Source organism: Bacillus sp. MUM 13, from assembly GCF_001866725.1.
GTDB lineage: Bacteria > Bacillota > Bacilli > Bacillales > DSM-1321 > Peribacillus.
The window spans coordinates 1-9,385 of sequence record NZ_MLYQ01000146.1 but is presented as its reverse complement, the minus strand read 5'-3'; the positions used below and the strand labels follow the sequence as shown (position 1 = coordinate 9,385).

General features: G+C 41.9%; 12 protein-coding genes. 4 read left to right on the top strand and 8 right to left on the bottom strand.

The features are described from left to right. Positions 1-130 precede the first annotated feature (130 nt). The 4 genes from BIV59_RS21860 (at position 131) to BIV59_RS21845 (ending at position 3,986) form a co-directional block, all read left to right on the top strand. The gene (locus BIV59_RS21860; protein ID WP_071353570.1) at positions 131-859 is read left to right on the top strand and encodes a FadR/GntR family transcriptional regulator; all 729 of its coding nucleotides are present in this window, start codon (positions 131-133) and stop codon (positions 857-859) included. Positions 860-1,076: 217 nt separating this feature from the next. Next, a complete protein-coding gene (locus BIV59_RS21855) occupies positions 1,077-1,793 on the top strand; it encodes a (Fe-S)-binding protein (RefSeq protein ID WP_071353569.1) in 717 nt (238 codons plus the stop codon). Between the two features lie 46 nt (positions 1,794-1,839). Continuing rightward, positions 1,840-3,267 (top strand): LutB/LldF family L-lactate oxidation iron-sulfur protein, encoded by a 1,428-nt coding sequence (locus BIV59_RS21850; RefSeq protein WP_071353568.1) that lies wholly within the window; start codon positions 1,840-1,842, stop codon positions 3,265-3,267. Beyond that, positions 3,267-3,986, top strand: coding sequence for a LutC/YkgG family protein (locus tag BIV59_RS21845; protein ID WP_071353567.1), 720 nt, complete (start codon positions 3,267-3,269; stop codon positions 3,984-3,986). The genes BIV59_RS21850 and BIV59_RS21845 overlap by 1 nt, the downstream gene beginning before the upstream one ends. A gap of 291 nt (positions 3,987-4,277) precedes the next feature. On the opposite strand, the gene arsC is transcribed toward BIV59_RS21845, so the two are convergent. The 8 genes from arsC to BIV59_RS21810 form a co-directional block, all read right to left on the bottom strand. Continuing rightward, positions 4,278-4,697 carry an arsenate reductase (thioredoxin) gene (gene arsC, locus BIV59_RS21840; protein ID WP_071353566.1) on the bottom strand — a complete coding sequence of 140 codons (420 nt, stop codon included), beginning with the start codon at positions 4,695-4,697 and terminating at the stop codon, positions 4,278-4,280. A gap of 24 nt (positions 4,698-4,721) precedes the next feature. Continuing rightward, the gene (locus BIV59_RS21835) at positions 4,722-6,020 is read right to left on the bottom strand and encodes an arsenic transporter (protein ID WP_071353565.1); all 1,299 of its coding nucleotides are present in this window, start codon (positions 6,018-6,020) and stop codon (positions 4,722-4,724) included. Positions 6,021-6,032: 12 nt separating this feature from the next. Further along, positions 6,033-6,383, bottom strand: coding sequence for an ArsR/SmtB family transcription factor (locus BIV59_RS21830; protein ID WP_071353564.1), 351 nt, complete (start codon positions 6,381-6,383; stop codon positions 6,033-6,035). A gap of 209 nt (positions 6,384-6,592) precedes the next feature. After that, positions 6,593-7,006 (bottom strand): ArsI/CadI family heavy metal resistance metalloenzyme, encoded by a 414-nt coding sequence (locus tag BIV59_RS21825; RefSeq protein WP_071353563.1) that lies wholly within the window; start codon positions 7,004-7,006, stop codon positions 6,593-6,595. An 88-nt stretch (positions 7,007-7,094) separates the two neighbouring features. After that, complete coding sequence (locus BIV59_RS24305; protein ID WP_276205163.1) at positions 7,095-7,229, bottom strand: hypothetical protein; 135 nt, start codon at positions 7,227-7,229, stop codon at positions 7,095-7,097. A 98-nt stretch (positions 7,230-7,327) separates the two neighbouring features. Continuing rightward, entirely contained in the window at positions 7,328-7,780 is a 453-nt protein-coding gene (locus BIV59_RS21820) for a MarR family winged helix-turn-helix transcriptional regulator (protein ID WP_071353562.1), read from the bottom strand. Positions 7,781-7,830: 50 nt separating this feature from the next. After that, positions 7,831-8,043 (bottom strand): hypothetical protein, encoded by a 213-nt coding sequence (locus tag BIV59_RS21815; RefSeq protein ID WP_071353561.1) that lies wholly within the window; start codon positions 8,041-8,043, stop codon positions 7,831-7,833. Between the two features lie 134 nt (positions 8,044-8,177). After that, on the bottom strand, positions 8,178-9,131 hold the full coding sequence (locus BIV59_RS21810; protein WP_071353560.1) for an NAD(P)-dependent alcohol dehydrogenase: 954 nt from the start codon (positions 9,129-9,131) through the stop codon (positions 8,178-8,180). Positions 9,132-9,385 lie beyond the last annotated feature (254 nt).

The following is a 9,385-nucleotide window of genomic DNA, read 5'->3' as shown; positions in this document are numbered from 1 at the left end:
ATTTATTATTTTCCCCCTATTCCTGGTGCTTCTTTTTAACAATAGTAAGAATCTGTTCTCCTCATTTCCCAAAAAAGTGTATAATATCACTTGAATATTACCTATCATTGTTCGTTTGGAGGCTTTCTGTTTGGAATATAAGAAAATCAAGCCCAAGAAAATATATGAGCAGGTTGCTGAAGCCATTCATGTTATGATTCGATCAGGAAATTTAAAACCAGGCGAAAAACTCGATTCAGTCGAGCAGCTCGCCTCCCACTTTCAGGTTGGGCGCTCTGCCATAAGAGAAGCCCTGACATCACTAAAGGCCATGGGACTCATTGAAATCAGGCAGGGTGAAGGAACATATATCAAGCAATTCGAAACGGATCACATTGCTTACCCTGTTTCAGCTGCCATTTTAATGAATAAGGAAGACATTGCCCACCTGCTCGAGGTAAGAAAAATCCTTGAAGTCGGGACTGCTTATTCGGCGGCCCAAAAAAGGGCTGAATCCAACCTTCTTGATATGGAAAATGCATTGAAGGAAATGAAGCAATCGAGCGGGAATGAAAAGCTCAGTGAGCAAGCAGATGTCAAGTTTCATCTAGCTATTGCAGAAGGCTCTAAAAACCCGCTTTTAACCAGCCTCATGAACCATGTATCCGGAATGATGGCGGAAACCATAAAAGAAACCAGGAACCTCTGGCTTTTTTCACAACAGGCCACTGCAGACCGTCTTTATGAAGAACATGAAGCAATCTATAATGCCATAAAAGAACAAAATCCGGAGAAGGCACGCACCATCATGCACCAGCATATCGAAAATGTAGAGATTGTCCTTCATAAAAACATCTTTAAATCTTCATCGGGAATATGAAAGCAGCAACAGGACCACCTTTTTAACAAATGTTAAAAGGTGGTTTTTTTAAAAGGTGCAAACCCTTTCAAATTTTGATGATATGTAGTAAAATAATTTTGAATTTTTTATTTATTTAAGTCATCTGATGACCTGTTCTCTAAAAAGCGTATTGATCATCTATTTGATCCAGTTTTCACACTGAGATAGAATCCATTACCCAAGGAGAGGTTTAACAATGAAAGTAACCCTTTTTGCAACCTGTCTTGTTGACATGTTTCAAAGCAATGTAGGAAAAGCGACAGTGGAGCTGCTAGAACGTCTTGGATGTGAGATTCTCTTTCCCGAAAGCCAGGTTTGCTGCGGGCAGCCTGCATACAACAGCGGCTACGTACGGGAATCCAAAGAAGCCATGAAAAGGATGATCCGTACATTCCAAAATGCCGAATACGTTGTTTCACCATCAGGGTCCTGTGTTGCTATGTTTAAGGAGTATCCGCATATCTTTAAAGAGGATCATGAATGGGGTTTACTGGCACAGCAGCTCGCCGAAAAGACATATGAATTAACCCAGTTTATTGTCGATGTATTACAAATCGAAGATGTCGGGGCACAGCTCAATGGTAAAGCCACCTATCATACCTCCTGCCATATGACAAGATTATTGGGTGTAAAATCAGCCCCTATGATTCTATTGAATAATGTGAAAGGACTGAAATATACAGAACTGCCGGGTAAAGAGCAATGCTGCGGATTTGGGGGCACCTTCTCGGTCAAGATGGGGCAGATTTCTGAGCAGATGGTCGATGAAAAAGTTATGCATGTTGAGGAGACTGGGGCCGATTATTTGATTGGCGCCGACGCCGGCTGCATGATGAATATCGGCGGACGGATTGACCGGACGGGAAAGCCTATTAAAGTCATGCATATTGCCGAGGTGTTAAACAGCCGTTAAGTATGCAGCATCTGTCATACATATACAGAGAAGGAGCATGATTCTTATGACAATGAAAATTGGTACAGGTGATTTCAAGGAACGTGTAAACCAGGGTATCCATGATTCATTTATGCGGGGTGCCGTAGCCGGTGCCCAGGAGAGGATGGGCACCCGGCGCAATGATGCTGCAGATGAACTCGGAAACTGGGAGGACTGGAGATCCCATGGGGAAGAAATCCGCCAGCATGTTCTTGAACATTTAGATTATTATTTGCAGCAGCTAAGCGAGAATGTCGCCAGCCGAGGCGGCCATGTCTTCTTTGCACAAACCGGAGAGGAAGCGAATCAATATATCCAGGATATCGTCAAAAGAAAAAATGCAAAAAAAGTAGTCAAAGCTAAGTCTATGGTTACTGAGGAAATTGCTATGAACGACTGCTTAAAACAGGCTGGGTGCGAGGTAATTGAAACAGACCTCGGGGAATATATTCTCCAGGTTGATGATCATGATCCCCCTTCCCATATCGTTGTACCTGCGCTTCATAAAAACAAAGAACAGATCCGGGACGTGTTTGCAGAAAGACTTGGGTATCAAAAAACATCAAAGCCGGAAGAACTTGCAGGACATGCACGCCTAAAGCTCCGCGAGGAATTTCTTTCGGCCGATATAGGCATAACGGGGTGCAACTTTGCCGTGGCAGAAACCGGCTCATTCAGCCTGGTTACGAATGAGGGAAACGCAGATCTGGTTACGGCATTGCCAAAAACTCAGATTACCGTAATGGGAATGGAACGTCTCGTACCTACCTTCGAGGAATTGGAAGTTCTCGTAAGCCTGCTTACCAGAAGTGCGGTTGGTCAAAAGCTAACCAGTTATATTACAGTATTGACTGGTCCAAGGGAGGAATTCGATGCTGATGGGCCTGAAGAATTTCACCTAGTCATCGTTGATAATGGGCGTTCACAAATCCTAGGCGGTGAATTCCAGTCCATTCTTCAATGCATTAGATGTGCCGCGTGCATCAATACTTGTCCAGTTTACCGTCATGTCGGCGGACATTCATATGGCTCGATCTATTCAGGCCCGATCGGAGCTGTTTTATCGCCGCTGCTTGGCGGATATGAGGATTATAAAGAACTTCCTTACGCATCTACATTATGCGGAGCGTGCACGGAAGTATGTCCTGTCAAAATCCCGCTCCATCAACTCCTTCACAAGCACCGGCAGACCATAGTTGAAAGTGCAGGACAAGCACCGATCTCTGAAAAGCTGGCAATGAAAGCATTCGGATTAGGCGCAGCGTCTCCTTCCCTGTACAAGCTTGGATCGAAAATCGCGCCTGCAGCGATGAATCCATTTACTCAAGGGGATAGAATTAAAAGGGGGCCGGGTCCATTAAAAGCATGGACCGAGATCAGGGATTTCCCTGCACCAAATAAAGAAAGGTTTAGAGATTGGTATAAAAACAGAGACAAAGGAGGCACACAGTGATGAAAGGCACCATTCAAAACCGAGAAAAGTTTTTAAACCATATCTCAGCCCGTCTTGGCAAAAACCGCATTTCCAGTTCTGTCCCCCAGCGATCTTGGAAATACCATCCCCAGGATGAGGTGCTGACTGGCGCTTCTCCCGACCAATTGGTCGAAGTGCTGAAAACCCAATGCCTAAAAATCCATACCAGCCTGGTCAGTGCTAATTTGGACCATTTAGCAGCCACTCTCGATAAAATAGTGACGGACTATGGCGGAGGGCCTGTGGTGACATGGAAGGATCAGAGGTTTTCGGAATGGGGCCTTGATCCATTAATGAAGGATGCGTGGCCAAAAGAAAATATCGAAGTACATGAATGGGACTACACAAAAGGCGCAGAAAACATCCGCTATGCCGAAAAAGCCAATATCGGCATCACCATCAGCGAGATTACTCTGGCAGAATCAGGCACCGTAGTTTTATTAAGTGATAAGGATAAAGGCAGGACAGTAAGCTTTTTGCCTGCTTGCTTCATTGCCTTGATCCCGAAGAGCAGCATTGTCCCCCGCATAACCCAGGCAGCCAGAATTATACGCCAAAAGCATCTGGATGGGCACAGAGTGGCATCCTGCATTAACTTCATCACTGGCCCAAGCAATTCGGCGGATATAGAATTGGATCTGGTGGTAGGAGTACACGGCCCAGTCAAAGCGACTTATATCATTATTGATGATATATAAGCTGTTTGTATCAAGTGATGAAAAAGTGGATTTGGCTGTTGGTATCAACCATAAAAAAATCCTATGGGACCTTTTAATGGTCCCATAGGATTCTAAGAAGCCGGATCAATATTCCTTCATTAAAGAAGATGCGGAGTTTGTTCTCCCGCTCTCTTCCATTTCAAAAATTTCAATTATAGGCAAGGGATCTGGCCTGTTGAATTTAAGTTAATATTTTCTTAAAGATACTATGTTGATTGGAGCGGGTGTGGCAGACTCCAGCAGTGAAAATCAACGACCCTTTAATATCCGTTATTCCCCGCTTTGGGCAAAACGGCGGATGCGTTCCCCGATTTCATCACGCACACGCTGGAAAACCGCCCATTTTTCCTCATCTGTTCCTTGTGCTTTTGCTGGATCATCAAAGCCCCAGTGTTCACGCCTGATATGCGGCGGTGTCATCGGGCATTTGTCTGCAGCATCACCGCAGAGGGTGACAATCATATCTGCAGAATTCAGTATTTCATTGTCAATAATATCGGAGGTTTGGCCGGAAATATCGATGCCCGCTTCATTCATTGCCCTGACAGCCTTTGGATTCAATCCATGCGCTTCAATGCCTGCGCTTAGGACCCTCCATCCTTCAGCAAGATATTTTTTCCCAAAGCCTTCTGCCATTTGGCTGCGGCAGGAGTTCCCTGTACATAAGAAATAAATCGTTTTTTCAGCCATGTTGTTTGCTCCTTTTATAGTGGGTTAGTGAATAATAATCAGCCAAATATATAAACCGGCCAGTGTAATGAATAAAGTAGGTATGGTTAAAATAATTCCCGTTTTAAAATACGATCCCCAAGATATCCTGACTCCTTTTTGCGATAAAACATGAAGCCATAATAATGTAGCAAGAGAACCGATTGGTGTAATCTTCGGCCCCAAATCAGAACCGATAACATTAGCATAAATAAGTCCTTCTTTTATTACCCCTGAAGCATGTGTGTGTGAAATGGCAAGTGCATCAATCATGACAGTCGGCATATTGTTCATGGCGGAAGATAGAATCGCCGCAATGAATCCCATTGAAACCGTTCCAATGAACAAGCCGTGCTGGGCTGCTGAATCTATCACATCACCGAGAACATTTGTCAGTCCTGCATTTCTTAATCCGTATACAACGACATACATACCAATGGAAAAGAACACAATGGCCCACGGGGCGCCCTTAATAACGTGTTTGACTCTAACTGCAGAGCTCCGTTTTGCCATAAACAAAAAGAAAATGGCGATAACCCCCGTTATAAATGAAACGGGCACATTCCATAATTCACTAATGAAGTATCCAATTAATAGAACAGCTAACACGAACCAGGACAGCCGGAACATCAGCTGATCTTTTATGGCCTCAGCCGGCCTTTTGATCGTATCAGGATTATACTTTTTGGGAATGCTTTTCCGGAAATATAAAAACAGGACCAAGATGCTGGCTGCCAATGAAAACAGATTTGGAATAATCATCTTTGCAGCATATTGTATAAATCCGATTCCAAAGAAATCAGCAGAAACAATATTCACCAGGTTGCTCACGACAAGCGGCAATGAAGTCGTATCGGCAATAAACCCGCTCGCCATGATAAATGGAAAAATCATTTTATCATCAAGTTCCAGGTTTCTGACCATTGCCAGAACAATTGGTGTCAGAATGAGAGCTGCTCCGTCATTGGCAAAAAGCCCGGATACTACTGCTCCCAGCAGGCTGACATATATAAACATTTTTAATCCATTTCCTTTAGCAGCTCTTGCCATATGCAAAGCCGCCCATTCAAAGAAACCAATTTCATCTAAAACAAGAGAAATTATAATAATTCCGATAAATGCAAGTGTTGCATTCCATACAATGTGTGTAACGCTAATAACATCATGAAAGTCGACAACTCCTGCTAATAAAGCAAGAATCGCACCTCCGCAGGCTGACCAGCCAATGGATAAATTCTTTGGCTGCCAGATGACAAGCGTTATGGTAAAAATAAAAATGAAACAAGCTAATATAACTGTGACCAACCTGGCATCTCCTTATTTGCAGCAGGCAATTCTTTTCCCCTGCTTTTCTATCTTCTCTACTTTATCGCTTGGTTTTGGCAAATCCCTAATGATGTTTGAAATAAATCCATAATAAGGAGAATCCTGATTTAACGAATAAAAGATCCATTGCCCCCTGCGAGCTTCACTAACAGCCCCCGCGTCCTTTAACTTTTTTAGATGCTGGCTGATTGCAGGCTGGCTCATATCAAATAGATCTGTAAATTCACAAACGCAGCACTCATACTTAGACATCATCTTCACCATAGTCAAACGTGTTTTATCACCCAGCAGCTTCAAAAGCCGGGCTGAAGTTTCAATATCCATTTCCTGCTTTGGCTGCATATGTACCCCCTCTATTATTTGCAGATAAGAATTTTCTTATATAAGAAATAGTATATAAGTAAATCCTTATAAAAGTCTACCACTTTAAAATAGACGAAAAAAGGCACCCTCCTTTGGAAGATGCTGATTTGTTAAAAGTTTTCATGCTATTGTCTTTTAGCTTTAACTTTTTCTCAGAATCAACTAGTGTTCAGGAGATAGTATTTATTTCACTTCCTCTTTTCAATGCAGCATGAACTATCCGCAGCATCCGCATTTTCTGCATCACTTTTTGTGAAGAAAAATTCCCACTCATTCCCATCAGGATCTGTTACCCAGAATTTATCCTGGGTGGCATAGCAGCAGGTAACATCCATTTCCTCGCGGGCAAAAAAGCCTTCTTTTTCTAAACGTGCTTTATGGTGCAGGACTTCTTTAGCATCCTTCACCTGAAAGCCAAAGTGCCCTACCTGATTTCCCGAAACACTTTCTTTTACATTGAGAGTGAAATTCAGCCCAGGATCATTCAATAAAAACTTCGCATAATCCTTTTTTACTTTAACAGGCTTTTCGTTAAACACCTTTTGGTAAAACTCGATGGATTCCACCAAATTTGTTACATTAATTCCAACATGCATATTCATAGTATCGCTCCCTCTATTCATCTACTTTTACTTTCATGTGAAAACTATTTATGCACAGCAGCAATCATTGATGGTGTTACGGTTTACCCTATGCTTCAACTTTTTGATCCGGCAGGACAGTGAGCCACTTTCCCTCCTGCTCTGTAAATCTCTTTTTAAGTATTTTCTCAAGCTCTTTCATTTTTGCATGCACCATAATTTCTGCTTCAAACTCATTAAACATCCCATTCACTCCCATTCCTAAACTTGATTCATTAAGCTGATATCACCCCTTTCAATATTATTTGCATTTTGCAAGTATTGAATTATAGAACTCCTTTGCTAAAAAGGAGCAGTGCAGCATACTGAAGAATTTTTCATGCGATCATTCAGCAGTGTTAAAGAACGAATGACTGTTTCTTTTTCAAATTCATTCATTGTAGAAAAAATTTCATTCAAATAATCATTCATCTGCTGTTCAATAGTTTCGTTGATTTCCATTCCTTTTTCCGTTAAAGAAAGGATGGAGATTCTTCGGTCAGTAAGATCCGGCGTTTTTTGCACCAGTTCCATTTTTATAAGTGATTGGATTTGTCTGCTGAATGTTGTGATGTCTGTTCCCAATGTGTCAGCAATTTGCTGAATCGACGGCTGGTGCTGACGCTGTACTTCATAAAGGATATGGCTTTGCACAAGCGTAACATCCATCCCTCCAGCACTGCAGCAATTTTTATTTAATAGTCCAAAACGCCTTGTCAAAAGCTGAAAAAGACCTCGCAGGTTTTCAGTTTCCATTATTTTCACCTCACTTTATTTATACACCACATACTTGCAATTTGCAATAATTATTTTTTAAATTTTTCTTCTTTTATTTTCAGGTAGGCTTCCATAAACCGCCGATTTGTTTGTTCTCCAAATGATAAGGGATTGCCGTTAAAAAAGGTACTCTCTATATATTCCTTTGCCGCATCAGGGTGGAACTGGCGCGACGCCATGACCAATTTAAAATATGCTTCCAAATATTGCGGAGACAAATCACCCGAACGATTTACTGTCATAATATCACCCGCTCTCCAGGAATTATTTTCCTTGTTTTTATTCTACAAATAATACTTGCATTTTGCAAACATTATTTAAAAAATATTAAAAATTATTTTTCTATTCCACCTAACGGTTTTGTTTATTTATATGGTCAATTAATCTTTAGAACAACCTTGCCCTTAGTCCTCCCGCTTTCAACGTGCCGATGCGCCTCTGCAATTTCATCTAAAGTAAAGTATTTTTCAACTATAGGTTTTATTTCTTCGTTTTCTACAAGCTCCCGCAATAGATCCAAATCACTGTCAGTTGGTTTTGCAAGGTGAATCTTTGCCTTCTTGCTGCCAATCACCGAACCGAGCATCAATTGAATGGGATGATACTTGGGGTAGAGTGCATGTTCCGTTATATAAATACCATTCTCGTCAAGAGAACGCAAACAGCTGAAAAAGGTCCTCTTTCCGACAGCATCAAGTATGATATTATACGTTTCTCCATTATGAGAAAAGTTTTCTTCCGTATAATCAATTACATGATGGGCTCCTAAATCTTTAACCCAGCCTATATTTGTGGCGCTGCAAACAGCGGTAACCTCAGCTCCGAAGTATCTGGCAAGCTGAACGGCAAAGTGGCCGACACCGCCTGATGCACCGTAGATTAATACCTTATCTCCCTCTTTTATATGTGCTGTATCCCGCAATGCCTGCAGTGCAGTCTGGGCAGCACACGGGATAGCGGCTGCCTCTTCAAACTTCGTGTTATCCGGCATATGGCTTAAAACACTTTGCCGCGGGCAGACATATTCTGCGTGGGAGCCAACACAGCTTCCGAAAACACGGTCGCCAACCTGAAATTTCTGAACCTCTTTTCCAACTGCTTCAACGGTCCCTGCAACATCTATCCCCAGAATGTGTGTTTTTGGCTTTGTAAAACCATTTTCTAATCTAGTAGGAAGATACCCTTTTCTATACAAAGTGTCATACTGGTTCACTGAAGCGGCAGCCACTTTAATTAATACTCGATCTTCATCCTTGATGGCCGGCTTATCAACATCCCTTATCTGCAAGACTTCGGGAGATCCATAGGAATGATAAATGGCTGCTTTCAAATGGGTAACCTCCTTGAATTTGAAGGATGCTGGATTTCAATAATCGATTCCAAAGTTATTTATTTCCGTTTAAATGACTTGAATCCAATAATAACAACAGCAATAATCACGGCAAACCATACATACCATTCCATACGGTTTCCTCCTAAATGGATTACCCTTTATGCTCAGCACAAAATTGTACCTTTCTAAAAATATTACCCATATATCTAAATTATTCATTGCACCTTTAAAGCTAATGAGCAGATTTGTAA